Raw genomic sequence first — 26,020 nt, forward strand, 5'->3', positions numbered from 1 at the left:
GTTCCCTGTGTGCCTGTTCTCTGCCTGCCTGTTCCCTGCCTGCCGTCAGACCGGCTTCGGTTCCGTCTCCGGCTCCGGTCCCGGCGGCGGGAGCGGGGTCGGCGGCGGATCCGGCGTGGGGCGCGGCACGGGGCCGGGGCCCGGGCCCGGCGTGGGCCGTTCGGGTTCCGGAAGCGGATTCGGCCCGTTCGGGTCGGGGATCGGGCTCGGCGGCACGGGGTCGGGATACGGGACGGTCATGTCTCCTCCATCGGGGTCGGAGATCGGTCGTGTCCACTCTCTCCCGCCTCGCGTGCCCACGCCTGCCGAGTCCACGCGTCCCCGCGCCGTCCGACCTCGGTCAGGTGCGGCTGAGCCGCACGACGGGGATGTCGCGATCCGTCTTGGCCTGGTAGTCCGCGTAAAGGGGGAACAACTCGACGAGGCTCGGCCAGACCCTGGCCTTGTCCTCGGCCGACAGGGTCTCGGCGCGGGCGGCGAACCGCTCCTCGGTGCCGACGCGCAGGCGTACGTCGGGCGCGTCGACGACGTTGCGGTACCACAGGGGGTGTTCGTCGGCGCCGCCGTTCGAGGCCACGACGAGGTAGTCGTCGCCGTCGCGGCCGTAGATGAGCACGGTGCGGCGCAACTGGCCCGTGCGCCGTCCGCGGTAGTCGAGCAGGAGGCAGGGGACGCCCTGCACCCCGGTGCCCTTCGTGCCGCCCGACTCCTCGTAGAGGCGGGCCTGCTTGGCCACCCAGCCGGTTGGACTGATCACGGCCTCTTCGTCCTGCTGCGCCATGTCCGCTCCCGTGAAGCGTGCGTGTGAGGTGTGGAGGGGAGGCTGAACGATCACCATCTCCCGCCGTCAGCCTACGACTTGGTGCCGACACCACACCGGAGAACGGCCTCGCGCAGGCCGGGGCGCGGGCTGGAGATGACCGGTACGGGGAGAGCGGCGCGGTCCGCCGCGTCCGCCATCGACGCCTGCGCGAGGACGACGGAGTCGACGCCGTGCAGGGCGTCGACGGCATCCACGATCAGACGTACGTGACCTTCCTTGTCCCCGGCCTCGAACCTCTCCCAGGCGCCGTCCACCCACACCTCGGTGACGTCGACGGGCCGCCCGGCGCGGGCGGCCTCCTCCTCGACCAGGGCACGGGTCGGCCCCAGGGTGCTCTTCAGGGTGGCGACGACGGCCACGGACCGCCCCGCGGCCACGGCGGCGGCCGCCATCGGCCGGTCGACGCGCACGAGGGGGACGCCGACGGCGGCGGCGCGGGCCTCGGTGACGGCGCCGATCGTCGAGCAGGTGCAGAGCACGAGGTCCGCCCCTTCGGCGACGGCCCGCACAAGGAGTTCCTGGACGTCGTCGGCCACCGCGTCGGGCCCCTCGACGCGGGCCCGCGCGAGCAGGTCCTCGTGCACGAGGTGCCGCAGCGCGAGCCCCGGGTGGTCCTGGTCCCGCAGCCCCTCGAAGACGGGCACGTGCACGGGCGAGGTGTGCAGCAGGGCGAGCGTGGCGCTCACCACGCGGCGGGGTCCGACTTCACCTTGTCCAGGGCGGCGCTGACCAGCGCCCCCGAGGCGACGGGCGCCTCATCGGGGTGCCGCTCGGCCCACTTCACGACGTACGGGCACAGGGGCGCGACGGCGACGCCGTCCCGCGCCGCCAGCGCGTACAGCTCCCTGGCCAGCGATCCCGCGATGCCCTCGCCCTCATGGGCGGGCACGACTTCGGTGTGCACCGGCACCAGGGCGGACTCGGGCGCCTCCAGCGTGAAGTAGACGATCTGGCCCACGACTTCACCGCCGATGCGCGCCTCTAGGACGCCGCGCGCCCGGTCGTCGCGGATCTCGATTCCACTGCTGCTCATGGGCTCTCCTGGAGGGCGGGCGCGGCCTGCGGGCCGCGCCGGTCTCACACCGCCTGCGGGCTGCGCGCCATGTCGTCGGCGCCGGGCACCGGTGCGGCCGCGTCGTCACCGAGGGCCACGATGCGGTTGTCCGCGCCGTCGACGTGCACGACCTTGGGCCGCAGGGTGCGGGCTTCCGCGTCGTCGACCTGCGCGTAACTGATGATGATCACCCTATCGCCGGGGTGCACGAGGTGCGCGGCCGCTCCGTTGATGCCGATGACGCCGCTGCCGCGTTCACCCTCGATGGTGTACGTCTCCAGGCGGGCGCCATTGGTGATGTCGACGATGTGCACGAGCTCGCCGGGCAGCAGGTCGGCGGCGTCGAGAAGATCGGCGTCGATGGTGACGGAGCCCACGTAGTGCAGGTCGGCCTGGGTCACCGTGGCTCGGTGGATCTTGGACTTGAACATGGTGCGCAGCATGAGGCACTCCCGGAAGGTGGCTCCCTGCCTGCTTTGTGCAGGTCAAGGGCGTTCTTCACTGTACATCGGCACGTCTTCGCCCCGAAGACTTTCCTCGACATCGTGGCAGCCCTCACGTTCCGGTGTTCCGAGGTGCGCTCAGCGGTCCACGCGCTTCTCGTGCGGTCCTGTGTCCGGGACCTCGCCCACCTCCGCCGCCGCGGGATCGAGTACGCGCGCCAGGAACGTCCGGGTCCGCTCGTGCTGCGGGTCGCCCACCACACGGTCGGGCGTGCCCTCCTCCACGATCACTCCGTCGTCCATGAAGACCACCCGGTCGGCGACCTCGCGCGCGAAGCTCATCTCATGGGTGACGACCAGCATCGTCATCCCCTCCTGGGCGAGCGAGCGCATCACCGCGAGCACGTCCCCGACCAGCTCGGGGTCGAGCGCGGAGGTCGGCTCGTCGAAGAGCATCAGCTCTGGGTCCATGGACAGCGCCCGAGCGATCGCGACGCGCTGCTGCTGGCCGCCGGAGAGCTGCGCCGGATAGGACTGCTCCTTGCCGACGAGGCCCACCCGCGCGAGGTTGTCCCGCGCGATGCGCTCCGCCTCCTCCTTGCCGCGCCGCAGCACACGGCGCTGCGCGATGGTCAGGTTCTCCAGCGCCGTGAGGTGCGGGAAGAGGTTGAAGGACTGGAAGACCATGCCGATTCGACGGCGTACGCGATCGATGTCCACATCGGGGTCGGTGACCTCCGTGCCGGCCACCGTCACCTTGCCCGACGTGGGCTCTTCCAGGAGATTGACGCAGCGCAGCAGGGTCGACTTGCCGGAGCCCGAAGGGCCGATGACACAGACCACGTCACCGCGCCCGACCGTGAGGTCGATGCCCTTGAGCACCTCCAGATCACCGAACGACTTGCGCAGCTCGCGCACCTCGATCGCCTGGCCCGCAGGTGCGGGCGCGTCGGGTGCCTTGTCCAACTTCATGGTGCTCACCTGGCTTTCGCCGTACGGGCCTCGAGCCGCCGCACCAGATGGCCGAGCGGGAGGGTGATGACGAGATACAGCAGTCCGGCGATCAGGATCGGGGTCAGGCTCTTGTGCTCGTTCAGCGCGTCCCGGCCGAAGTTGGCCAGTTCGAACTGGCCGAGCGAGAGGCCGAGCAGATACACCAGTGAGGAGTCCTTGGTGAGCAGGATCAGCTCGTTGGTCAGCGGCGGCAGCACGATCCGGAACGCCTGCGGCATCACGATCGACACCATCGCACGCCCCGGAGACATGCCCAGCGAACGGGCTGCCTCCGTCTGCCCCTTGGGCACCGCCAGAATGCCCGCGCGGATCGTCTCGGCCATGTAGGCGGCGCCCACCAGGCCCAGGGACAGCATCACCGTGACGTCCATGTCGAGCGCGACCTCGAAGGCCAGCGGCACACCGAAGCCGAGCGCGATGAACACGAGCAGGGAGGGAATGCCGCGGAAGAACTCGATGTAGGCGATCGCGATCCAGCGGTACGGAGGCACCGTGGACAGCCGCATCAGCGCGAGGACGATGCCGAGCCCCAGGCCGAAGCCGAAGCCGAGCAGCGTGTAGTAGGCGGTGTTGACCAGCGCGGTGGTGATCACCTCGGGGAACAGCGCCTTGGCGATCTCCACGTCGAAGAACGCCTGGCGCAGTGTCCCCCAGTCGGCCACCAGCGCGATCACGGCCATGGCGATGAACAGCACGGCGTACTGGATGCCGCGGAACAGCCGTGCCCGGCGCCGTCGGGACATGGTCATACGTGCAGAACTCCTCTGGTCAGCCGTGTGAATGCGTGAGGTCAGCTCTGCGGAGTGGTGCCGAACCACTTCTTGTAGATCTTGTCGTAACTGCCGTCGCTCCGGGCCTCCTTGAGGACCCCGTTGACCTTCTTGCGCAGTGAGTCGTTGCCCGTGCGGAAGCCGATTCCGTACTTCTCACCGGTGTCGAACTCCGCGGTCACCTCGGTGTCCGGGTTGTCCTTGATGTATTCGAAGAGCACGCCGTTGTCGTTGATGCCCGCGTCGACCTTGCCGGCCTTGACCGCCGTGAGCAGCAAGCCGACGTCCTCGTACTCCACGAGCTCCACGTCGAGGCCCTTGCTCTCCTTCTTGGCGTAGATGCCGCCGGTGGTGGCCTTCTGGTAGCCGAGCTTCTTGCCCTTGAGATCCTCGAAGGTCTTGTAGGGCTGCCCCTTCTTGGTGATCAGCGCCTGGGTGGCGTTGAAGTAGGGGTCCGAGAAGTCCATGACCTTGTCGCGCTCGTCGGTGATCGTCATGCCCGCCGCGGCCAGGTCGCACTTGCGGATGTTGAAGTCCTGGCCGGTTTCGATGCCTTCGAAGGGGGTGTTGACGATCTCCTGCTCGACGTCCAGTTCCTTGGCGACCAGGTCGACCAGATCCACGTCGAAGCCGACGATCTTGCCGTCCTTCTTCGACTGGAACGGCGGATAGGGCAGATGCGTGCAGGTCTTGATCTTGCCGGACGAGACGAGCTTGATCCCCGAGGCGCCCTTGTCGCCGTCGCTGTCGGACTTGGTGCTGGTGCAGCCCGCCATCACCAGGCCGACGACAGCGGTCAGGGCTATCGCAGCCACCGGGGAACGAACGGACTTCGGGGGACGAGCGGACACAGGACCTCCAGGGCAGGCTCGAACCAGGGCGCGAGTGAGATCAACAGCGCTGTGTGCTGCGCAAGCTGCGGTGCATCCTGCCACCGGCCAGGGCTCTTGTCCCGCCCTGGGGATTGCGTATGGGTAACACACTCGATCTCCACCGCATCAACTTCTGTGCGTGAGGCGTCACTTACGAGGAGCGTCGAGTGCCGCAGTGGGCTTCTTCCAGAAGTTCTGCCGCGTGCGTGGTCCGCTGGTACAACACGTAGCGCCCGTCTCGGACCTTGGTGACGAGGCGTGCGCGATGCAGGGCGCTGAGGTGGTAGGAGACGGTGCCCGGGGTGTATCCGGAACGGACGGCGAGTTCCGCGGTGGACCGGGCGGTCTCCAGGTCCGCCAGCAAGGCCGCTCGGGCGTTGCCGACCACTTGCGCGATCTTTCCGGACCTGCGATCCCGGTCGGCTCCGATCCGCTCGGCGGGGTAGTAGAAGACGAACTGCCCGGGGGTGTCGGCCTGGATGATGACGGCGTGCGGGCTGAGCACACTGGGAGTGAGGACCAAGTCCCCTCCCACTAAATCGACTTCGGCGTCCCACGGCTTGGCGAGGGTGATCGCGTCGCCTGCCCAGGACATGTCGGGGTGGAGTGCTCCGAGCGTCCGGCCGACGCCGTGGGTGGCGATGGTTGTCGCGCGGTGGGCGATGTCCCGATGGATGATCGAGCGCAGTTCGGGCCAGCCCTCGGCCAACGTATCGCGCCAGAACCGGGCGAGACCGTTGGCGAGACGGCGCTGCATCCGCCCCGACTCCGCGATCCGGCGGGTGGTGGCAAGAAGCGGCCTGTTCCAGTGGGTCCGGGTGTGGGTGAAGACCTGGGTTTCGAGGTCGTCCTGCGCCACGGCCTCGATGTGCGCGATCTGCTCGTCGATCAGGTCGCGGCGCTGTGCGTCCGTTCCTGGCTGAGGGGTGAGCAGGTCAGGCCTGTAGGTGTCGCCGTTCTGCGGCAACAGGTCTGCCAGCAGGGCCACGTCCGGGTGGGCAAGTGATGCGCGGGCGAGTGGTCCGGGATCTCCGAAGACCGGGTGCCGTGCCGACGCGGCGGTGAGTCTCAACCACGCAATGGATTCCGAGGCAGGGGAAGGCGCCAACCGCGCCCTGGCCATTGTGTTGGCGTCTACACGCAGGGTGAGCACCGCCCGAAGCTAGCAGCCGTCGCGATGGATTTGAACGGGCTCAAATGCTTTCCGGCCTGCGGTCCCCGCGTGGTGGAGTCGTCTCGCCGAACAGCGGCAGCAACGTTCACTGCCTGAGGGAGTGGTTGTCATGGTGAGGTCGAAGGACGCATCGAAGACGAAGAGCCGCACGAGGAAGGCGGGCGTGGCCGTGACCGCGGCCTTGTCGATTGCAGGGATGGCCTTCGCGGCGACACCCGCGACCGCCGTCGGCGCCGCTGCCGCCACCATCTCGATCGAGTATGGGGCGAGCTACTACAAAGGCACGGCCAGCTGGTCCAACCGGTCGGTCAGTATCGACGGATCGTTCAAGGCCAGCAACTGTCGGCGGGTCTACGCGCGGGCGTTCGCCGGCAGCACCTCGCTGGACTTCAAGAGCAGCAGCACTTGGTGCAATCGATCCGGGCCGGCGGACTTCGCCCTTGCCGCGAACGTCGTCGGCGGGTCCGACAACATCTGGGTCTACATGACCGACGAAAACCAGAACTACCTCAAGGGCCAGACCTGTTACCGCGCCGGCTACTGCATCGACGGCCTGCACTAGTACCGGTTTCCGTCCCGGAGAGCAGTTCCGTCCCGGAGAGCAGTTTCCATCCTGGAGATCGCATGAAGACTCGCCTCGCCGCCGGCCTCGGTTCCATCGTGCTGACCGCCGGCGCCTTGCTGGGCGCTCCCGCCGCCGGCGCGCAGACCGCCCCCTACCCGAGCACCTCTTTCGACGTCACGGTCGGTGCCAGCTCCGTCCGCGGCACCCTGACTTGGCGCGACCGCTCGGTCGGGGCCACCGGAACACACCGGGCCGTCGGCTGCGGCAGGGTGTGGTTCCGCACGTACGGTGCTTCTGGCAACGTGCTCGACACGGTGAGCAGCAGCACTCGGTGCAACGTGACCTACCAGTTCAGGCACGAGTTTGTTGCTGATGCGCCCGGCGGGGTGGCGTCCGTCGAGATTTGCCTTGAGGCGAACACGGCACTCGCGTGCGAGCGGTACAACCGGCCCTGACCCACCCGACAAGCCGGGCGCAAGACCCTCAGCGCCGTAGGGGGAACGAGAAAGGCCTCCACGGCGCCCTGCACGCACGGCGAGCGGCACGGGCTTCGCGGCCTGCGGCGCACCTCTGCCACGCGGCACTAGAAACCAGCGGCCCACGAAGAAAGGGCGCCGGGCCAGAGGGGCAACTCCCTCTGGCCCGGCGCCCTTTCCGCGTGTTCTACGCCGCCACCTGCACCGGCTTGTGCGCGAACTGGGTGCGGTAGAGCTCCGCGTACCGGCCTTCCGCCGCGAGCAGTTCCTCGTGCGTCCCGCGCTCCACGATCCGTCCGGCCTCGACGACGAGGATCTGGTCGGCGGACCGCACCGTCGAGAGCCGGTGCGCGATGACGATGGCGGTGCGGCCCTCCAGGGCCTCGGCGAGCGCCTCCTGCACCGCGGCCTCCGAGGTGTTGTCGAGGTGCGCCGTGGCCTCGTCGAGGATGACCACCCGCTGCTGGGCAAGCAGCAGCCGGGCGATGGTCATGCGCTGGCGCTCGCCGCCGGAGAGCCGGTAGCCGCGCTCGCCGACCACGGTGTCGAGACCGTCGGGCAGGGAGCGTACGAGGTCTTCGAGGCGGGCCCTGCGCAGGACGTCCCACAGGTCGTCCTCGGTGGCCTCGGGGCGGACGAGCAGCAGGTTGGCGCGGACCGACTCGTGGAAGAGGTGGCCGTCCTGCGTGACCATGCCGAGCGTGCGGCGCATCGAGGCCGCGGAGAGGTCTCGGACGTCGACTCCGCCGATGCGCACGGCCCCGCCGTCCGTGTCGTACAGGCGGGGAAGCAGTTGCGCGATGGTCGACTTGCCCGCGCCGGACGAGCCGACGAGTGCGACGGTCTGGCCCGGCTCGGCGCGGAAGGAGAGGCCGTGCAGGACTTCTTCGCCGCCCCGGGTGTCGAGGGACGCGACCTCTTCGAGGGAGGCCAGGGAGACCTTGTCGGCGGACGGGTAGCCGAAGCGGACGTCGTCGAACTCCACCGCCACCGGGCCCGCGGGGACCTCTCGGGCGTCCGGCTTCTCGTCGATCAGCGGCTTCAGGTCGAGGACCTCGAAGACCCGCTCGAAGCTGACGAGCGCGCTCATGACCTCGACCCGCGCTCCCGCCAGGGAGGTGAGCGGCGCGTAGAGGCGGGTCAGGAGCAGGGCCAGGGAGACGATCGCGCCGGCCTCCAGGGTGCCGTTCAGGGCGAAGTAGCCGCCGAGGCCGTAGACGAGGGCCAGGGCGAGGGCGGAGACCAGGGTGAGCGCGGTGATGAAGGTGGACTGCGCCATGGCCGTGCGGACACCGATGTCCCGTACCCGCCGGGCCCGCGTGGCGAACTCCTCCGACTCGGCGCCGGGTCGTCCGAAGAGCTTGATGAGGGTGGCGCCCGGAGCGGAGAAACGCTCGGTCATGCGGGTGCCCATCGCGGCGTTGTGGTGGGCGGCCTCGCGCTGGAGCTTGGCCATCCGGGAGCCCATGCGGCGGGCGGGCACGATGAAGACGGGGAGCAGGATGAGCGCGAGGAGCGTGATCTGCCAGGAGAGCTTGAGCATGACGGCCAGGGTCAGGAGCAGCGTGACCACGTTGGCGACGACTCCGGAGAGCGTGTTGCTGAACGCGCGCTGGGCGCCGATCACGTCGTTGTTCAGGCGGCTGACGAGCGCGCCGGTGCGGGTGCGGGTGAAGAAGGCGACGGGCATGCGCTGTACGTGGTCGAAGACGGCCGTCCGCAGATCGAGGATGAGACCCTCCCCCAGGTTCGCCGACAGCCAGCGGCCGAGCAGTCCGAAAGCGGCCTCGGCGACGGCGATGGCGGCGATGAGCAGTGCGTACCGGACGACCAGCGAGGAATCGCCGTCCTTGACGATCACGTCCACGACGCTGCCGGCGAGGACGGGGGTCGCCACCGCGAGCAGCGCGGTGACGATGCTCAGGAGGACGAAGTAGACGATGCGGCGCTTGTGCGGACGGGCGAAGGTCCCGATGCGGCGCAGGGTGGCGCGGGCGAAGGGACGGCGGTCCTGCTCGGCGTGCATGACGCTCTGCAGCTGGGTCCAGGCTGTCGTTTCCATGCTCATGGGAAGAACGTAGAACCTCAAGTTTCCTTGAGGTCAAGCGTTGCGGGTGAGACACCCGAATGAGGCCTCCGGACGAGCCTCCCGCGCGTCCCTGCCACATCCCTTGACCCGTGTGTAACAGGAACGTACTTTCGCTTCAACTCTTGTGGCCATCACAGAGGTTGTCGACTTCCTGATGCGAGAAGGCGAACACATGCGTGAGCTACGAAGGCGTACTCTGCTGTCCGCGATCGGCGGCACGGCCGTCGCGGGAGGCGGCTTCACCGCCGCCGGCGCCGGGATCGCCCAGGCCGCGCCACGCCGCCCGAGCCCCACGAGACCCCTCGACCCGCAGATCGAGAAACTGCTCGCGCGTATGACCGTCGAAGAGAAGCTGGGGCAGTTGCAGCAGCTCCCCTGGTCGGTCAGCACGGGCCCCGGCGGCAGCGAGACCAAGGACGTCGAGGACGCCGCTCGCGCCGGACGGCTCGGTTCGGTCCTGAACATCTTTGGCGCCAAGAGCAGCAACGCTTTGCAGCGCATCGCGGTGGAGGAGTCCCGGCTCGGCATTCCGCTGCTCTTCGGACTCGACGTCATCCATGGCCTGTGGACCACGTTCCCGATCCCCCTCGCCCAGGCGTCGAGCTTCGACCCGGAGGTCGCCCGGCGGGACGCCGAGGTGTCGGCGAAGGAGTCCCGCTCGAACGGCGTGCACTGGACGTTCTCGCCGATGATGGACGTCACGCACGAGCCGCGCTGGGGCCGGATCGCCGAGGGCTGCGGCGAGGACCCGTACCTCACGACGGCGTTCGCGGTGGCCAAGGTCGAGGGCTACCAGGGGGCGAAGGGTTCAGGACTCGACGCCAAGGACCGCGTCGCCGCCTGCGCCAAGCACTTCGTCGCGTACGGCGGTGCCGAGGGCGGCCGGGACTACAACACGGTCGACGTGTCGGAGTCGCGCCTTCGCAACCACTATCTGCCGCCGTTCAAGGCCGCGTTGGACGCGGGCGTGGCCACGGTGATGGCCTCCTTCAACACCGTCAGCGGCGTGCCGGCCCACGGCAACCCCCACACGCTCACCGACATCCTGTACAAGGAGTGGGGCTTCGACGGCTTCGTCGTCAGCGACTGGAACGGCATCGACGAACTTGTCGCGCACGGCTTCGCCGAGGACGGCGCCGACGCGGCCCGCCTCGCGCTGAACGCCGGCGTCGACATGGAGATGGCCAGCACGGACCTGGCCGAGCACGGCAAGAAGCTGCTGCGCGGCGGCAGGATCAGCGAGCGGCGCCTCGACGAGGCGGTCACGCGGATCCTGCGCCTGAAGTGCGCCCTCGGGCTCTTCGACCATCCGTACGTCGACGAGGGCGCCGCCATCGACGAGCCGTCCGCGAAGGCCCGCGAGGCGGCCCGCGAGACCGCCACCCGTTCGATGGTGCTCCTGAAGAACGAGGGCAAGGCGCTGCCGCTCAAGAAGTCCGTCGGGTCGATCGCGGTCGTCGGCCCGTTCGGCGACTCCGACGACCTGCTCGGCACGTGGACGTTCCCCGGCGCGGCGAAGAAGTTCCCCTCGGGCAAGGTTCTCGCCGCGGTGCGGGCCGCGGCTCCGCGGGCGAAGGTGACGTACGCGAAGGGCGTGGACCCCGAGGGCGAGGACATCGGCGGCATCCCGGCGGCGGTCACCGCGGCCAAGAAGGCGGACGTCACCGTCGTCGTGGTCGGCGAGGCTCCGGCGATGAGCGGCGAGGCCGCGGCGCGCGGCGACATCAGCCTGCCGGGCGCGCAGGAGAAGCTGATCGAGGCGATCGCCGGGACGGGCAAGCCGTTCGTGGTGGTTTTGGTCAACGGCCGCCCGCTGACCGTCGGCGGCTGGCTTAAGTCGGCACCGGCCGTCCTCGAGGCCTGGCACCCGGGACTTGAGGCGGGCAACGCCATCGCCGACGTGCTGTTCGGCGAGGTCAACCCGGGCGGCAAGCTGCCCGTGTCGTTCCCGCGGACGGTCGGCCAGATCCCCGTGCACTACAACCACGAGTCGACGGGCCGCCCGTACAGCGCGGACAACAAGTACACGTCCAAGTACCTCGACCTGCCCCCGACCCCGCAGTTCGCCTTCGGCCACGGGCTCTCCTACACGTCCTTCGAGCTCGGCGAGCCGAAGCTGAGCCGCGAGCGCGTGCCGGCGCGGGCGCTGCGCGAAGGCGACACCCTGGAGGTCGCGGTCACCGTCCGCAACACGGGTGAGCGCACGGGCGACGAGGTCGTCCAGCTGTACGTCCACGACGTCGCGGCGAGCATCGCGCAGCCGGTGCGCAAGCTGCGCGGCTTTCGCAGGGTGACGCTGAAGGCGGGCAGATCCACGACCGTCCGCTTCCGGCTCGCCGCCGAGGACCTCGGGTTCTGGACGAACGCACCGGACGGCGAGTTCCGTGTCGAGGAGGGCGCGGTGGACCTCTACGTCGGCACCAGCTCGGAGGCCGAGGCGAAGAAGAGGCTGACGATCACGTAGCGACCGCGGAGGGGGGCCGGACCCAAGGAGGGCCCGGCCCCGCACGGGCCAGCCGAGTCAGCTGAGCCGGCCGAGCCAGCTGAGTCAGCCGAGTTCGAGCGTGGTGACGCCGAAGACGCGCTCCGCCGCCATTTCCCGCACCGGTCCCGTGTACATACGGGCGGTCGGGAACGTGGGCTTCATGCCGCGGGCCTCGGCGAGGGCGACAGCGTGCGGCTGGGTCTCGGGGACGTCGATGACCACGGGGGTGTCGTCCACCTCGGCCGTCAGCGCGTCGAAGAGCTCCTCCGCGTCGGCGCGCGTGTCCGCGAACAGCGGCCCGACGCGCAAGGCACCGTGAGCCGGACGCAGCACGCCGTATCCGGTGATGGTGCCGTCGACGATCCGGGCGAGGGCGCGGTGCCCGGGAGCCGTCAGCCAGGACTCCAGGAAGCGCGGGCGGTCGGCGGGGTAACTCGCGGCGTCGTACGCGGTGATCGCGCGCAGCCCTGCGGCCTCGACCGGCAGGACCCGGGCGGGGCGCGGGCCGCCTCCGGGCAGGGAGCCCACGTACCGGATGGTGCGGTGGGCGAGCTCGAAGCCCGAACGGCGGTAGTTGTCCTGCTGGGCGACCACGCCGTCGAGGCCGATGGTGCGCTTGCCCGCGTGGGCGAGCGCCGCCCGCCAGGTGGCGAGGCCGTAACCGCGTCCTCGCTGGTCCGGGCGTACGAGGTAGAACCCCAGGAAGGCGTACAGCTCGTCGTAGTTCACGACCGAGATCGCGGAGACCGGCTCGCCCGGTTCGTCGGCGAGGCGGCCGACGAAGAAGCCCTCGGGGTCCTGCGCGAAGAAGGAGGGGGCGTCCCGCAGGCCCGGATTCCAGCCCTCGTCCGCCGCCCACCCGCTGACGACCTGCCAGTCGTCGAGCGTCGCCCGCGAGACGGTGAGCCGCCCAGGGACCGAATCTGTCATCGCTGCACCCTTCATGAAACGGAGGGGACCACCCCTCGCACCGGAACCATCCTTCCCGGCTCCTCACCCCGATACCCGAGTCATAAGCGCTCCTTTCAGGGGTGCTTGGGTCCGGTATCGGGATGATTTGAGCCCGATATCCGGTGTGGAGCGATTACCCGGAGAAGCCCTGGGATGGTGGTTCAAGGGGTGCGCGACCGACTGTCCGGTCATTTCCGGCCTTTTCTCAACTAGCCCTCATATACAGCCACTTGCGGTCATGGAACGACCCCGAAGACGATCGGCGCCGATGCCCTCGCGGCAGCCGCGAAAGACCGTCTTCCAGGAGGTTCCAGTGAACGACCGGCTCGCACTCGGTCCGGATGCCGCACGGCAACTGGCGACGACCACCAAGACCACCCCCCAGATGCGCGGCATCACCCCGCGCTATCTCCTGCGCGCCCTGCCCTGGGTGGACGTCGAGTCGGGCACCTACCGGGTGAACCGGCGCAGGACGTTCGTGCTCGGCGACGACCGCGTCACCACGTACGAGGAGAGCGGCTCGCAGCGTGTCGTGCCCGGCGACTTACGCGAGATCGCCTATCTCCGTGACGCCGACGACGCGCTGCTCGCGGAGCTGGCGGGCGCCTTCACCGAGGTCACCTTCGATGCCGGGCAGGTGCTCGCCCAGGAGGGCGACCCCGCCGACCGGCTGTGGGTGGTCGTGCACGGCAGGGCCGAGAAGCGGATGACCGGGCGGTACGGCGAGGACGCGCTGCTCGAAGTCATCGGCGACGGCCAGTTCTTCGACCTCGGCGCGTGGTCCAGGTCCGAGTCGATGCCGTACCGCGTCAAGGCGCTCACCCCCGGCCTCGCGCTCTGCGCGGACCGCAGCGCGCTGGCGGCGCTCGCCGACCGGGACGAGGCCCTGGGCGGCGCGATCACCGCGTACTGCGACGGGGACGCCATGACGCCCGGCGCCGAGGTGCCGGTGGATCTGACCGCCGGGCACGTCGGCGAGCCGGACCTGCCGGGGACGTTCGTCGACTACGAGGACGCGCCCCGCGAGTACCACATGACGCTCGCGCAGACGGTGCTCCGCGTGCACACCCGGGTCGCCGACCTCTACAACGGGCCCATCGACCAGACCCGCGCGCAGTCGAACCTGACCATCGCGGCGCTGCGGGAACGGCAGGAGGCCTCGCTCCTGAACCACCCGGAGCACGGCCTGTTCCACAACGTCTCCGCCGGCCAGCGGGTCCAGGCACGCACCGGCGCCCCCACCCCCGACGACCTGGACGAGCTCCTGACGCGGGTCTGGAAGCAGCCCGGCTTCTTCCTCGCCCACCCGAGGGCGATCGCCGCCTTCGGCCGCGAGTGCACGCGGCGTGGCGTGCCCCCGGTGACGGACACCCGTTACGGAAGTCCGCTCCTGACCTGGCGCGGTGTTCCGCTGCTCCCGTCGGACAAGGTGCGCTTCTCGGGCGGGCTGGGCCCCGGCCTCGGCACCACCGAGATTCTGCTGATGCGGACGGGCGAGGCCGAGCAGGGCGTGGTGGGGCTGCGGCCTTCGGGCGTCCCCGACGAGGTCGAACCGGGCCTGTCCATGCGGAACATGGGCGTCGACCAGAAGGGCATCACGTCGTACCTGATGACGGCGTACTTCAACACCGCGGTCCTGGTCGAGGACGCCATCGCCGTCCTGCAGAACGTCGAGGTGTCCAACTACCATGACTATTCCTGACCTCACGACGCTGGGGATGGGCGTCCCGGGGACGACGCTCGGGGCGGGCGACCTGGGGACGACACTCGGGGCGGGCGTGCCAGGGCTCCCGGACGCGGCCCCCGCGGATGTGGCCCGCACGGACACGGCGCCCGCGGACCTGGCCCCTGCGCCGGGCGCCCTCCCGCAGCTGCAACCCCCGGGGTTCTCGCCCGAGGCGGCCCGCCAGGACATCCCGATCCTGCACCGCACCGTCAACGGCCACCCCCTCGTCTGGCTCGACAACGGCGCCACCACGCAGAAACCGCGCCAGGTCATCGAGGCACTCGGCGCCTTCTACGGCGCCGCGAACTCCAACATCCACCGCGGCGCGCACACCATGGCGCGCGAGGCGACCCAGCTGTACGAGGCGGGGCGGGCCGCGGTCGCCGGGTTCCTCGGGGCGGGGTCGCCGGATGACATCGTCTTCGTGCGCGGCACGACCGAGGCGATCAATCTGGTGGCCCAGAGCTGGGGACGGGCCAACCTCGGACCCGGGGACGACATTCTGGTGGCCACCCTGGAACACCACTCCGACATCGTGCCCTGGCAGTTGATCGCGAAGGAGACGCGGGCCCGGGTCGTCCCGATCCCCCTCACTCCCGAGGGTGCGATCGACCAGGACGCCTACGCCGACCTCCTCTCGTCCCGCACCCAACTCGTCGCCGTCAGCCACGCGTCGAACGTCCTCGGTACCGTCCCGCCCGTGAAGGAGATGACCGCTCTCGCGCACCGGTACGACGCCAAGGTCCTGGTGGACGGGGCGCAGGCCGTCGCGCACTTCCCGGTCGACGTAAGCGATCTGGACGCCGACTTCTACGCTTTCTCGGGGCACAAGCTCTTCGCCCCGACCGGCATCGGCGCGCTCTACGCCAAGCCGGAGATCCTGCAGGGCATGCGGCCGTGGCAGGGCGGCGGCAACATGATCGAGTCGGTCGACTTCACACGGACCACGTTCGCGCCGGTCCCGCACCTCCTGGAAGCGGGCACGGGCCACATCTCGGGCGTCGTCGGCCTCCTCGCCGCACTGAACTGGTTCACGTCCTTCGACCGGAACGCCGTCGCCGCGTACGAGACCGCGCTCATGACGTACGCGCAGCAGGCCCTGGCCACCGTGCCAGGGCTTGAAGTCCTCGGTTCGGCGCCCGAGCGCATCGCGGTCCTCACGTTCACCCTCGCGGGCCACGATCCGGCGGGCATCGCGGACTGGCTCGACCGCGACGGGATCGCCGTCCGCGCGGGCCACCACTGCGCCCAGCCCGCGCTCGCCCACTACGGCCTGGAGTCGGCCGCCCGTGCCTCGCTCGCGCTCTACAACACGTCCGAGGAGGTGGACCAGCTGGTGGCGTCCTTGCGACGGCTCCAAGCAACCTAGCGTCGGGGTGTCCGGTTTCCGTCGGGGCGTGGTCGGATAGGCGGCGTACATCGACTGAGCTTCTGGAGGCCAGGATGTTCGTCCCGTTCGGGGCCCTTGATTTTCTGGACCGCGCCACGGCCGTCTACGGGGACCGGGTCGGCATCGTCGACGAACCCGATCAGCCGGCCGAGCCCTGGGAAGGGCTCACCTACCGGCGCGTGGGTGAGCTGGCGCGGGCCCAGGCCGCCGGGCTCGACGCGCTCGGGGTGCCGCACGGCGCACGGGTGGCGGTGGTCTCGCCCAACAGCGCCCGGCTGCTGACGTCGTTCTTCGGCGTCAGCGGCCACGGCAGGGTCCTCGTGCCGGTCAACTTCCGTCTGTCGGCCGAGGAAGTGGGGTACATCGTCGGCCGGTCGGGCGCGAGCGTCCTGCTGGTCGACCCCGAGCTGGAGGACCGCCTCTCCGGGGTGACCTGCAAGCACCGCTACACGCTGGGAGCGGAGGCCGACAAGCAGCTGTACCGCTTCGACACCGAGCCCGAGCCCTGGCAGCACGACGAGAACGCCACCGCGACCATCAACTTCACCAGCGGAACGACCGCGCGCCCCAAGGGCGTTCAGATCACGCACCGCAACATCTGGGTGAACGCCCTGACGTTCGCGCTGCACGCCGGGGTCACGGACAGGGACGTCTATCTGCACACCCTGCCGATGTTCCACGCGAACGGCTGGGGCATGCCGTTCGCGATGGCCGGCATGGGCGCGCGCCAGATCGTGCTGCGCAAGGTGGACGGCGCGGAGATCCTGCGCCGGGTGGCCGAGCACGGCGTCACGGTGATGTGCGCGGCGCCCGCCGTGGTCAACGCGGTGCTCGCCGCGGCGCGGACGTGGGAAGGCGAGATCCCGGGACGGGACCGGGTGCGCATCATCGTCGCGGGGGCTCCGCCGCCCACCAAGACGGTCGAGCAGGTCGAATCGGAGCTCGGCTGGGAGTTCATCCAGATCTACGGCCTCACCGAGACCTCACCCCTGCTCACCATCAACCGCACCCGCGCCGAATGGGACGGCCTCACCTCGCAGCAGCGCGCGGAGAAGCTGGTCCAGGCCGGTGCCCCCGCCCTGGGCGTCACGCTGCGCACCTCGGAGGAGGGCGAGGTCCTCGCCCGCTCGAACGTGATCCTGGAGGGCTACTGGGAGCAGCCGGAGGAGACCGCGCGGGCCCTGGAGGGCGGCTGGTTCCACACGGGCGACGGCGGGACGATCGGCGCGGACGGCCATCTGACGATCAGCGACCGCAAGAAGGACGTCATTATCACCGGCGGTGAGAACGTCTCGTCGATCGAGGTGGAGGACGTCCTGTTCAGCCATGCCGCGGTCGCCGAGGTCGCGGTCATCGGGGTGCCTGACGAGAAGTGGGGCGAGACCATCAAGGCCCTGGTCGTGCTCGCCCCCGGCGCACAGGCCACCGAGGAGGAGCTCATCCGGCACTGCAAGGAGCACCTCGCCGGGTTCAAGGCGCCGACGTCGGTGGAGTTCCGCGGAGAACTGGCCCGCACGGCCACCGGAAAACTCCAGAAGTACAAGCTGCGCGGGCCCTATTGGGAGGGCCACGAGCGCGGCGTCAACTGATCCCCGGCACTCCGGCTGTGCGGCACTACCAGTCGGCGCTCGCGTTCGTCTCGCAGAGCTCGAAGACGGCCTCCCCGGTCTCCGGACCGGACCCGGCCACGGGCCGCACGCGCGCGCCGACCCACACCAGATGCGGCGAGGCACCCACGACACGGCAGCGGAAGACGAAGCCCTCGGGAAAGCGGACGAGGGACTCGTTGCGCGCGGTGCCGGTGTAGCGGTTGACCACGCTGGACTGGACGACGACGCCCTCGCCGTCGCTGCGCTCGGACTCCAGATCACTGGACGCGCACACCGGACACAGCATGCGCCGGAAGGACGCGGTGCCGCACCATCGGCAGCGCTGGTAGATCATGCCGGTTCGCTCGTGCTCTGTAGGCGCGATGCTCAATTCCTGCTGGGACACGTCTCGACCCCCTGCATTGACCTGCACTCGGCTCGGATGCGCCGCGCTCGGCGTCGACGCATCCGCACCATATGGCACTGAGTGCCAATCGGTAAAGGTACTGAGTGCTACTTGCTCGTTCTCGCGGAACTCCGCCGCCGAACGAGTGCTCGCTCAGTCCTGACCGAGGGCCGACTCGACGCGCTGGACCACCCGCCACATGGGGGCACGCTTGGAGACCACCATGACGACGACCTCCTCATCGTCGCCGTCAGCCGCTCCGTCCCCGTCCGTGGAGCCGCTCCCCCACCCGTCCCGTACGAGCTCGAGCGCGTGGTCCACGGCCGCCTCGGCGTCACCGTCGCCGCCCGAACGCAGCCAGGAGCGCAGGGCGTTGTTGTGCGCGGCGACCACGGCGGCGGCGATCACCTCGGCGCGCAGGGAGCCGTCCTCGGCGTCGGCGTATCGGCCGCGGAGGTAGCCGGCCATGGTGCGTTCGTAGCGGCGCACCACGGAGAGCTCGTACGTACGCAGACCGGGGACCTCTTGCGTGAGGCGGTAGCGCTGCACGGAGAACTCGGGGTTCGTGGCGTACATCCGCAGCACGATCCGGGCCGCGTCGCACACGGCGTCCACCGGATCGGCGCCGTCGGCCGCCTCGAGGAAGGCCGTCATGTCGGCCAGGCAGCTCTCGTGGTCGGGGAAGACCGCGTCCTCTTTGGACGGGAAGTACCGGAAGAAGGAACGGCGCCCGACCCCGGCACGCGCCACGATGTCGTCCACCGTGGTCTGCTCGAAGCCCCTCTCCAGGAACAGCTGGAACGCCGCCTTGGCGAGCACCTCCCGCATGGGGGCCTTCTTCGCTGGTCCGCGCGCCTCAGTCATGCGGGGAACGTAGCATCGTGAGGGCCTGTCTGGCACTACGTACCTTTACAGAGGGTACTGAGTGCCATACCGTCATCATAACGAACCACACCCAGGTAGGAGAGCCGGCGTGAGCTTGAGGATCGTTGTCACCGTGAAGTACGTGCCTGACGCCACCGGCGACCGGCACTTCGCCGATGACCTGACCGTCGACCGGGATGACGTGGACGGCCTGCTGTCGGAGCTGGACGAGTATGCGGTCGAGCAGGCGTTGCAGATCGCGGACGAGGCGGACGACGCGGAGATCACCGTGCTGACGGTGGGTCCGGAGGACGCGAAGGACGCGCTGCGCAAGGCGTTGTCGATGGGTGCGGACAAGGCCATCCATGTCGAGGACGATGATCTGCACGGCACGGATGCGCTGGGGACGTCGTTGGTGCTGGCCAAGGCGATCGAGAAGGCCGGCTATGACCTGGTGATCTCGGGCATGGCGTCCACCGACGGCACCATGGGTGTGGTGCCGGCGCTGCTGGCGGAGCGTCTGGGTGTTCCGCAGGTCACCCTGCTGTCGGAGGTGTCGGTGGCGGATGGTGTGGTCACGGGTCGTCGTGATGGGGATGCGGCCTCTGAGCAGCTGGAGGCTTCGCTGCCGGCGGTGGTGTCGGTGACCGACCAGTCGGGTGAGGCGCGCTACCCGTCCTTCAAGGGCATCATGGCCGCGAAGAAGAAGCCGGTGGAGGCCTGGGACCTCTCCGATCTGGACCTGGAGGCCGACGAGGTCGGTCTGGAGGGTGCCTGGACGAAGGTCGAGTCGGCCACCGCGCGTCCGGCCCGGACCGCGGGCACGATCGTCAAGGACGAGGGCGAGGGCGGCAAGCAGCTCGCTGAGTTCCTCGCGGGCCAGAAGTTCATCTAGCCCCGCAGGGCTCTGGGTGAAGCCGAGCCCCTGAAATCCGCCCCCCCTTTCTCGTATGTGCAGGAGAGAAGAAGTCTCATGGCTGAAGTTCTCGTCTATGTCGACCACGTGGACGGTGCCGTCCGCAAGCCCACCCTGGAGCTGCTGACGCTGGCCCGCCGCATCGGCGAGCCCGTCGCCGTCGCGCTTGGCAATGGCGCGGCGGAGACCGCGGCCGCGCTGGCCGAGCACGGCGCCGTCAAGGTGCTGACCCATGATGCCGCCGAGCTCGCCGATTACCTGGTGGTGCCGAAGGTGGATGCGCTGCAGGCCGCCTACGACGCGGTGTCCCCGGCCGCCGTGCTGGTGCCTTCCTCGGCGGAGGGCAAGGAGATCGCGGCGCGTCTGGCGCTGCGCATCAAGGGCGGCATCATCACCGACGCCGTGGACCTGGAGGCCTCCGCGGAGGGTCCGGTGGCCACGCAGTCGGCGTTCGCCGCGTCCTACAGCACCAAGTCGCGGGTCTCGACCGGCACGCCGGTCATCACGGTCAAGCCCAACAGTGCCGCGGTGGAGGCCGCCCCGGCCGCCGGTACCGTGGAGGCCCTTGAGGTGTCGTTCTCGGCGCAGGCCACCGGCACCAAGGTGACCGCGCGTACGCCGCGGGAGTCGACGGGGCGTCCGGAGCTGACCGAGGCCGCCATCGTGGTCTCCGGCGGGCGTGGTGTGAACGGCGCGGACAACTTCCACCTCATCGAGTCCCTGGCGGACTCGCTGGGTGCGGCGGTGGGCGCCTCGCGTGCTGCGGTGGACGCGGGCTGGTATCCGCACTCCAACCAGGTGGGCCAGACCGGCAAGTCCGTGTCGCCGCAGCTGTACATCGCCTCGGGCATCTCCGGTGCGATCCAGCACCGGGCGGGCATGCAGACCTCCAAGACGATCGTAGCGATCAACAAGGACGCCGAGGCCCCGATCTTCGACCTGGTCGACTACGGCGTGGTCGGCGACCTCTTCGACGTCGTCCCCGCCCTCACCGAAGAGGTCAACACCCGCAAGGGCTGAGCCTGTTCGCACTTCAGCCCGGCCGCGCGGACACCGCGCCGCCGGGCTGAACTCTGTGCGGCCCATGTGCCGGGATCCCATCGGCTACTGGAGCAGCCTGGCCCACGACGCGGTGACCCGGCATCTGCGCGACACGCTGGCCCGCATGGACGTCACACAGCCCCAGTACTGGGTGCTCAACCGCGTCAACGGCGGCTCCACGGCGCCGAGTCGCGAGGAAGTGGCCGGTCAGCTGACCCCGCTCGCGGACGGGCCCCACGACATCTCGCGCGTCGTCGACCAGTTGCTGCACCGCGGCTGGCTCAAGGCCGACGACGGGCAGCGCCTGCACCTCACCGACGCGGGCGAGGCGGCCAGGCTCCGGCTGCGCGAGGTGATGACGGTGCTGCGCGCCGTGGTGCACGAGGGCATCAGCGACGAGGAGTACGTGGCCGCGCTGAAGGTACTGCGCGCGATGGTGGCCAACGTCCAGGGCGCGCAGGGCTCTTGAGGTTCACCCGCGACGACGGCGGAGAGCCGAGGCCAGGTCCTCAAGGTGCCGTGCGACCGGGCCCAGGGTGAGCAGACCGCTGCCCGCTCCCGCCAACTCGCCTGCCGCTGGGATGAGTTCGGCATGAGCGCGTTCCATCGTCTCCCTCTCGTCCAAGGCGATCGCCGCTCGCCCCGCCAGGCACCACAGCGCTTCCTGCAGCAGATCGCGGGGCGGGTCCGGGATGCGGCGCAACACCTCGGCCGCCTCGCCGCGACGGTCCTGTGACAGCAGCACCAGAGGGCGGGCCCAGGGTTCGTACGGGCCCCAGTCCGCGCCGGCGCCTTGCCCCTGGTCCAGGCACAGCAGCGCGAGCGGCAGGAGTCCGCGCTCAAGGCCAGGCATGCCCGAACCGTCCAGTCGCCCGGCAGCTTCGCGGTAGGCGGCCTCGGCTGCCGGGGTCTGACCTGTCGCGGCCAGCCGCAGCGCCGCGTACCACTGCGTGAACACCCCTACCAGCGGCAGTTCATGACGGTCCGACAGGAGATCCGCTGCCGCCGCGTGGGCGTCGGCGGCCGGGAAGTCCGCGAGCGCGCTGCGGGCCTGGAGCCGGATGAGGTGGCCGAGGACCTCGTAGGTGGCGAGCCCGTGCCGGGTGGACAGGGCGATGAGTTCGGCGCCGATCGTGTCCCGGTCCGCGGCGAGGCCCGTGCGGTGGAAGCTCTGCATGAACAGGCCGTTGAGGGCGAACGCGAGGAGTCCGGGGTCGTCGAGCCGGCGGGCGATCTCCTCGGCCTGCCGGGCGGCCTGGGGCCCGCGCGCCGATCTGGTGCCGCGCGACTCCAGGGCGATCGTGGCGAGCAGGCGGGCCCGCGCCGCCGGGTGCGCGTCGGGCCGGAGCGCGGCCAGGGTGCGTTCGGCCGCCGCGACGACCTGCGCGGCCTGGCGCGGGTCGTCGACCCGGGTCCAGATCGCCGGGACGTCGTACGCGCCGATCACGCGGGCGGTGAGTTCCGCGTCGCCCAGTTCCTCCGCCGCCTCGACGGCCGCCACGCGGTGCTCGCGCGCGGCTTCGAGGCCGCCGCCCCCGGTGACCGCCAGGTTGCGCAGCAGGCTCACCGTCGAGTCCAGTCGGGCACGGGCGCCGGACGCCACGGTCCGGTCGTAGGCGGTGGTGGCCCGCGCCCACACCTGTTCCGCCGCGCCACCGGTCCGGGACGGCTCGGGGTCGAGGTGGCGGGCCTGGCCGAGGATGTCCGCCTCCAGGCGGCGCAGCGCGGGGCCGGGGTCCACGCCCAGTTGCTCGACCAGGAGCGCGCGGGCCCGGCGCAGGACCGCGAGCGCGTCGCCCTGGCGGCCGGTGCGGTAGAGCGCGAGGGCGAGGAGCCGCCAGGCGTCCTCGCGCCACGGGTGCTCGGCCACGTGCGCGTCGAGGTCGGGCACCGCGTCGGCGGCGCGTCCCAGGTCGAGCCGTGCCGCGGCCCGGCGTTCGACGGCGTGCAGGCGCAGCTCGCCCAGGCGGGAGCGCTCGGCGCGGGCCCAGGCTTCTTCGGTGAACTCGGCGTAGGCGGGGCCGCGCCACCACCCGAGCGCCTCCGCGAGGCGGTCGACGGCCTCCCGCGGCGGCAGGTTCGCCGCGTCGGTCACCGCTTGCTCGAAGCGCCAGGCGTCCACCGTGGCGGGCTCGGCGCGCAGGGCGTACCCCGGGCCCTCGGTGACGAGGAGCCGGGCGGGCGTGCGGGGCGGGCGCCCGGGTTCCAGGGCTCGGCGCAGCGCGGCAACGAAGGTGCGTACGGTGCCGACCGCGTCCTGGGGCGGGTCCTCCCACAGGTCTTCGACCAGCCGGGCGACCGGGACGACGCGGCGGCGCGCGACGATCAGCCGGGCCAGCACCGCGCGGTGCCGCGGACCCTTCAGCGCGACGGCTCCCCCGGCGCCGTCCCAGGCCGCCACCGGCCCGAGCACCCCGAACGTGACCTGCACGCCTGACCAGCCTTTCCACCTGTTCCCGTGGGCATCGCCCCTGGTCACGGTAGCGCGCTCATCGGATGCTCATCGACGCCCGGCAGGCTCGGGAGCACCTGTTCCGCCACCACGAAGGACCGCGACCGTGACCCCTGCCCTCGCCCCTGCCATCGAGAACTTCAGCCACCACCGCGTGCCCGTCGCGGAGGGTGTCAGCCTGCATGTGTCCGTCGGCGGCTCGGGGCCGCCGCTCGTGCTCCTTCACGGCTTCCCGCAGACCCATCTGATGTGGCGGCACGTCGCCGCCGACCTCGCCGCGGACCACACGGTGATCTGCCCCGACCTGCGCGGCTACGGGGCGAGCGACAAACCCGCGGAGACCGACGGCACCGCGTACTCAAAGCGCACCATGGCGGCCGACGTCGTCGCCGTGGCCCGTGCCCTCGGCCACGAGCGGTTCGCGCTTGCCGGGCACGACCGGGGCGCGCTGGTCGCCTTCCGCGCCGGTCTCGACCACCCCGGCACGATCACGCACCTGGCCTGTCTCGACGTGCTGCCCACCCTAGACATGTGGGACGTGATGCACGGCGTCACCGCCGCCGTCGGCTTCCACCTGTATCTGATGGCCCAACCCCCCGGTCTGCCTGAGCAGTTGATCGCCGCCGCCCCGGACGCGTTCTTCGGTCACTTCCTCGACATCTGGGCGAACGACCCGCGGGCGATCCCCGCCGACGTACGCGCCGCCTATCTGAACGCCTGCCGCGCCGCGGTGCCCTCGATCGTGGCCGACTTCCGCGCCACCGCCGGGATCGACGTCGGGCACGACCGTGCCGACCGGGACGCCGGCAGCACGCTGCGGATGCCGGTCACCGTGCTCCAGCAGGACTGGGGCGCCGCGCTCGGCTTCGACGCGGCGGCGCTGTGGGGCGCCTGGGCGCCGGACCTGCGGCACACCCCTGTCACCTGCGGCCACTTCATGGCCGAGGAAGCGCCGGACGAGATCGCCGGTGCGCTGCGGGACCTTCTCAAGCGCTGAGCCCTCGTACCGCGCCGGCCGGCCGGCATCGTCGTTCAGCTCATCGAACGGTGCGGAAGCGGCAGATATCCGGTATGCCGGACTGAAGGCCATGCGTGCCCTCCTCCGGCCGGCGGGTGCGTATGCTCACCGACTCGGCCCGGATATCTGTTCGCGGATTTCTGTTATCTCCGTACGCTCACGCGATCTCCCAGGTGTAAGGCCAAACGTGCCGACGACGAAAGCGAGTGAGGCAGTCCATGATCGGTGAACACGATCCTCTGGTGACGGCGGCGCAGACCGGGGACCAGCAGGCGCAGGACGAGCTGGTGGCCGGATACCTGCCGCTGGTCTACAACATCGTCGGGCGGGCCCTCGACGGCCATGCCGACGTCGACGACGTCGTGCAGGAGACCATGCTGCGCGCGCTCGCCGGTCTGTCGTCGCTCCGCGATCCGGCGAGCTTCCGGTCCTGGCTCGTGGCCATCGCCATGAACGAGGTCCGCAGGCACTGGGCTCAGCGCGCGTCCGGCCAGAAGAGCCCGAGCCCCCTTCACGAGGCGCACGACGTCGCGGACCCCGGCGCCGACTTCGTCGACCTGACGATCATCCGGCTCGGCCTGGTGGGACAGCGCAAGGAGGTGGCCGAGGCGACCCGGTGGCTGGACACCGACGACCGCGCGCTCCTCTCCCTGTGGTGGCTCGAGGTCTCCGGCGAGCTGACCCGGCCGGAGGTCGCCGCCGCGATGGAGCTGCCCACGCAGCACGCCACGGTGCGGGTGCAGCGGATGAAGACGCAGCTGGAGACGGCCCGGATCGTGGTCCGCGCCCTCGCCGCGGACCCCCGGTGCGTGTACCTGCGCGAAGTGGTGGCGCCGTGGGACGGCACGCCGTCCGCCCTCTGGCGCAAGCGTCTGGCCCGGCACGTCCGTGACTGTCCGATGTGCTCGGGCCACGGTGCGGGCTTGGTGCTCGCCGAGCGCCTCCTCGTGGGCCTCGCCCTGGTGCCGCTGTCCGCCGCGCTCGCCGCTCCCGGTGCGATACGCGCGGTGAGCGCGGCCCACACCCAGCACCTGTCGGCCGGCTCACCGCACATATCGCCCGACACGCACTCCACGGGCGGCAACACGTACGAGATATCCGGCTCCCGGGCCTCGGCGAGACATGCCGCCAAGCGCCGCCGGACGCCGCGCAAGGGCCGGACCGTGGCCGCGGGGGTCGCCGTGCTCGTCGTCGCGACCGGGGTCATCTACTCGGCCACGCGCCCCTCGGACGACAAGAAGACCGAGGCGCAGCCCTTGACCGCCTCACAGCCGCCCACTTCGGCGGCTCCGTCCACCAAGGCCGCCAAGCCGAGCAAGTCCCCCTCCGCCTCCCCCAGCCGCTCGAAGAAGGCGTCCCCCAAGGCCACGCCCTCCAAGAAGACCAAGGCGCCGAAGCCGAAGGCGACCACCCCGAAGCCCACCCGCACCAGCAGCCCGCCCCAGGCCCCGCAGGCCCCGGCCGGCAACTCGTACGGCGAGCAGGTCACCCGGCTCGCCAACGCCGAGCGCGCCAAGAGCGGCTGTGGCCCGCTGACCCTCAACAGCAAGCTGGACGACGCGGCGCAGGGCCACTCCGACGACATGGCGGAGCGCGACTTCTTCGACCACACGAACCCCGACGGCAAGGACCCCGGCGACCGGGTCACGGCCGCCGGCTACAAGTGGACCACCTACGGCGAGAACATCGCCGCGGGCCAGCGCACCCCGGCCGCCGTGATGGACTCCTGGATGAACAGCTCCGGCCACCGCGCCAACATCCTCAACTGCTCCTTCAAGGAGATCGGCGTCGGCTACCGGCAGGGCAGCGGCGGCCCCTGGTGGACACAGAACTTCGGCGCGCGGTAGCCGTGCCCACGGGGCCGGGGTTTCGACGGGCGCGGGTGCCTTCACTCCAATAGCG

At 70.5% G+C, this 26,020-nt stretch carries 25 protein-coding genes; 11 read left to right on the forward strand and 14 right to left on the reverse strand.

What is annotated here, in order from left to right; translation table 11 throughout:
* Positions 1-45: 45 nt before the first annotated feature.
* From AB0I66_RS10170 to AB0I66_RS10210, 9 genes are all read right to left on the reverse strand, one after another.
* Positions 46-240 (reverse strand): hypothetical protein, encoded by a 195-nt coding sequence (locus AB0I66_RS10170; RefSeq protein WP_363207302.1) that lies wholly within the window; start codon positions 238-240, stop codon positions 46-48.
* 100 nt (positions 241-340) lie between these two features.
* Positions 341-781 carry a nitroreductase family deazaflavin-dependent oxidoreductase gene (locus AB0I66_RS10175; protein WP_363207303.1) on the reverse strand — a complete coding sequence of 147 codons (441 nt, stop codon included), beginning with the start codon at positions 779-781 and terminating at the stop codon, positions 341-343.
* A 71-nt stretch (positions 782-852) separates the two neighbouring features.
* Positions 853-1,509 carry an aspartate/glutamate racemase family protein gene (locus AB0I66_RS10180; RefSeq protein ID WP_363207304.1) on the reverse strand — a complete coding sequence of 219 codons (657 nt, stop codon included), beginning with the start codon at positions 1,507-1,509 and terminating at the stop codon, positions 853-855.
* Positions 1,506-1,856 carry a GNAT family N-acetyltransferase gene (locus AB0I66_RS10185; RefSeq protein WP_363207305.1) on the reverse strand — a complete coding sequence of 117 codons (351 nt, stop codon included), beginning with the start codon at positions 1,854-1,856 and terminating at the stop codon, positions 1,506-1,508. Before AB0I66_RS10185 ends, AB0I66_RS10180 begins: the two co-directional genes overlap by 4 nt.
* A gap of 44 nt (positions 1,857-1,900) precedes the next feature.
* Positions 1,901-2,320, reverse strand: a complete 420-nt coding sequence (gene panD, locus AB0I66_RS10190; RefSeq protein WP_363207306.1) for an aspartate 1-decarboxylase — start codon at positions 2,318-2,320, stop codon at positions 1,901-1,903.
* A 138-nt stretch (positions 2,321-2,458) separates the two neighbouring features.
* Positions 2,459-3,292 carry an amino acid ABC transporter ATP-binding protein gene (locus tag AB0I66_RS10195; RefSeq protein WP_363207307.1) on the reverse strand — a complete coding sequence of 278 codons (834 nt, stop codon included), beginning with the start codon at positions 3,290-3,292 and terminating at the stop codon, positions 2,459-2,461.
* A 5-nt stretch (positions 3,293-3,297) separates the two neighbouring features.
* Positions 3,298-4,083 carry an amino acid ABC transporter permease gene (locus AB0I66_RS10200; RefSeq protein WP_363207308.1) on the reverse strand — a complete coding sequence of 262 codons (786 nt, stop codon included), beginning with the start codon at positions 4,081-4,083 and terminating at the stop codon, positions 3,298-3,300.
* Positions 4,084-4,124: 41 nt separating this feature from the next.
* Positions 4,125-4,880: an ABC transporter substrate-binding protein gene (locus AB0I66_RS10205; protein ID WP_363207867.1), complete on the reverse strand. Its 756-nt coding sequence runs from the start codon at positions 4,878-4,880 to the stop codon at positions 4,125-4,127.
* 247 nt (positions 4,881-5,127) lie between these two features.
* Positions 5,128-5,964 (reverse strand): helix-turn-helix domain-containing protein, encoded by an 837-nt coding sequence (locus tag AB0I66_RS10210; RefSeq protein ID WP_363207309.1) that lies wholly within the window; start codon positions 5,962-5,964, stop codon positions 5,128-5,130.
* A gap of 295 nt (positions 5,965-6,259) precedes the next feature.
* Between AB0I66_RS10210 and AB0I66_RS10215 the strand changes: the two genes are divergently transcribed.
* Both AB0I66_RS10215 and AB0I66_RS10220 read left to right on the forward strand, forming a co-directional pair.
* Positions 6,260-6,712 (forward strand): hypothetical protein, encoded by a 453-nt coding sequence (locus tag AB0I66_RS10215; RefSeq protein ID WP_363207310.1) that lies wholly within the window; start codon positions 6,260-6,262, stop codon positions 6,710-6,712.
* A gap of 62 nt (positions 6,713-6,774) precedes the next feature.
* A complete protein-coding gene (locus tag AB0I66_RS10220) occupies positions 6,775-7,170 on the forward strand; it encodes a hypothetical protein (RefSeq protein ID WP_363207311.1) in 396 nt (131 codons plus the stop codon).
* Between the two features lie 208 nt (positions 7,171-7,378).
* Here AB0I66_RS10220 and AB0I66_RS10225 read toward each other — a convergent pair whose 3' ends face one another.
* A complete protein-coding gene (locus AB0I66_RS10225) occupies positions 7,379-9,253 on the reverse strand; it encodes an ABC transporter ATP-binding protein (protein ID WP_363207868.1) in 1,875 nt (624 codons plus the stop codon).
* Positions 9,254-9,452: 199 nt separating this feature from the next.
* On the opposite strand from AB0I66_RS10225, the gene bglX reads away from it, so the two are divergent.
* The gene (gene bglX / locus AB0I66_RS10230; RefSeq protein ID WP_363207312.1) at positions 9,453-11,744 is read left to right on the forward strand and encodes a beta-glucosidase BglX; all 2,292 of its coding nucleotides are present in this window, start codon (positions 9,453-9,455) and stop codon (positions 11,742-11,744) included.
* A gap of 84 nt (positions 11,745-11,828) precedes the next feature.
* Here the strand turns inward: bglX and AB0I66_RS10235 are convergent, their stop codons facing one another.
* On the reverse strand, positions 11,829-12,695 hold the full coding sequence (locus tag AB0I66_RS10235; RefSeq protein ID WP_363207313.1) for a GNAT family N-acetyltransferase: 867 nt from the start codon (positions 12,693-12,695) through the stop codon (positions 11,829-11,831).
* Positions 12,696-13,029: 334 nt separating this feature from the next.
* Between AB0I66_RS10235 and AB0I66_RS10240 the strand changes: the two genes are divergently transcribed.
* The 3 genes from AB0I66_RS10240 (at position 13,030) to AB0I66_RS10250 (ending at position 17,421) form a co-directional block, all read left to right on the forward strand.
* On the forward strand, positions 13,030-14,418 hold the full coding sequence (locus AB0I66_RS10240; protein WP_363207314.1) for a family 2B encapsulin nanocompartment shell protein: 1,389 nt from the start codon (positions 13,030-13,032) through the stop codon (positions 14,416-14,418).
* Positions 14,405-15,811: a cysteine desulfurase gene (locus AB0I66_RS10245; protein ID WP_363207315.1), complete on the forward strand. Its 1,407-nt coding sequence runs from the start codon at positions 14,405-14,407 to the stop codon at positions 15,809-15,811. The genes AB0I66_RS10240 and AB0I66_RS10245 overlap by 14 nt, the downstream gene beginning before the upstream one ends.
* A gap of 74 nt (positions 15,812-15,885) precedes the next feature.
* On the forward strand, positions 15,886-17,421 hold the full coding sequence (locus AB0I66_RS10250) for an AMP-binding protein (RefSeq protein WP_363207316.1): 1,536 nt from the start codon (positions 15,886-15,888) through the stop codon (positions 17,419-17,421).
* A 25-nt stretch (positions 17,422-17,446) separates the two neighbouring features.
* Here AB0I66_RS10250 and AB0I66_RS10255 read toward each other — a convergent pair whose 3' ends face one another.
* Both AB0I66_RS10255 and AB0I66_RS10260 read right to left on the reverse strand, forming a co-directional pair.
* A complete protein-coding gene (locus AB0I66_RS10255; protein ID WP_363207869.1) occupies positions 17,447-17,776 on the reverse strand; it encodes a zinc ribbon domain-containing protein in 330 nt (109 codons plus the stop codon).
* 204 nt (positions 17,777-17,980) lie between these two features.
* The gene (locus tag AB0I66_RS10260) at positions 17,981-18,691 is read right to left on the reverse strand and encodes a TetR family transcriptional regulator (protein WP_363207317.1); all 711 of its coding nucleotides are present in this window, start codon (positions 18,689-18,691) and stop codon (positions 17,981-17,983) included.
* Between the two features lie 109 nt (positions 18,692-18,800).
* Here AB0I66_RS10260 and AB0I66_RS10265 point away from each other — a divergent pair, with 109 nt between their 5' ends.
* The 3 genes from AB0I66_RS10265 to AB0I66_RS10275 all read left to right on the forward strand — a co-directional run bounded on the left by AB0I66_RS10265 (position 18,801) and on the right by AB0I66_RS10275 (position 21,117).
* Positions 18,801-19,586, forward strand: coding sequence for an electron transfer flavoprotein subunit beta/FixA family protein (locus tag AB0I66_RS10265; RefSeq protein WP_363207318.1), 786 nt, complete (start codon positions 18,801-18,803; stop codon positions 19,584-19,586).
* Between the two features lie 78 nt (positions 19,587-19,664).
* Positions 19,665-20,627 (forward strand): electron transfer flavoprotein subunit alpha/FixB family protein, encoded by a 963-nt coding sequence (locus tag AB0I66_RS10270; RefSeq protein ID WP_363207319.1) that lies wholly within the window; start codon positions 19,665-19,667, stop codon positions 20,625-20,627.
* 64 nt (positions 20,628-20,691) lie between these two features.
* Positions 20,692-21,117, forward strand: a complete 426-nt coding sequence (locus tag AB0I66_RS10275; protein ID WP_363207320.1) for a MarR family winged helix-turn-helix transcriptional regulator — start codon at positions 20,692-20,694, stop codon at positions 21,115-21,117.
* A 3-nt stretch (positions 21,118-21,120) separates the two neighbouring features.
* On the opposite strand, the gene AB0I66_RS10280 is transcribed toward AB0I66_RS10275, so the two are convergent.
* Entirely contained in the window at positions 21,121-23,079 is a 1,959-nt protein-coding gene (locus tag AB0I66_RS10280) for a BTAD domain-containing putative transcriptional regulator (RefSeq protein ID WP_363207321.1), read from the reverse strand.
* A gap of 127 nt (positions 23,080-23,206) precedes the next feature.
* Here AB0I66_RS10280 and AB0I66_RS10285 point away from each other — a divergent pair, with 127 nt between their 5' ends.
* Positions 23,207-24,097: an alpha/beta hydrolase gene (locus AB0I66_RS10285; protein WP_363207322.1), complete on the forward strand. Its 891-nt coding sequence runs from the start codon at positions 23,207-23,209 to the stop codon at positions 24,095-24,097.
* A 239-nt stretch (positions 24,098-24,336) separates the two neighbouring features.
* Entirely contained in the window at positions 24,337-25,965 is a 1,629-nt protein-coding gene (locus AB0I66_RS10290; RefSeq protein ID WP_363207323.1) for a sigma-70 family RNA polymerase sigma factor, read from the forward strand.
* Positions 25,966-26,020 lie beyond the last annotated feature (55 nt).

It is taken from the genome of Streptomyces sp. NPDC050439, assembly GCF_040655335.1.
In the GTDB taxonomy this organism is placed as follows: Bacteria; Actinomycetota; Actinomycetes; order Streptomycetales; family Streptomycetaceae; genus Streptomyces.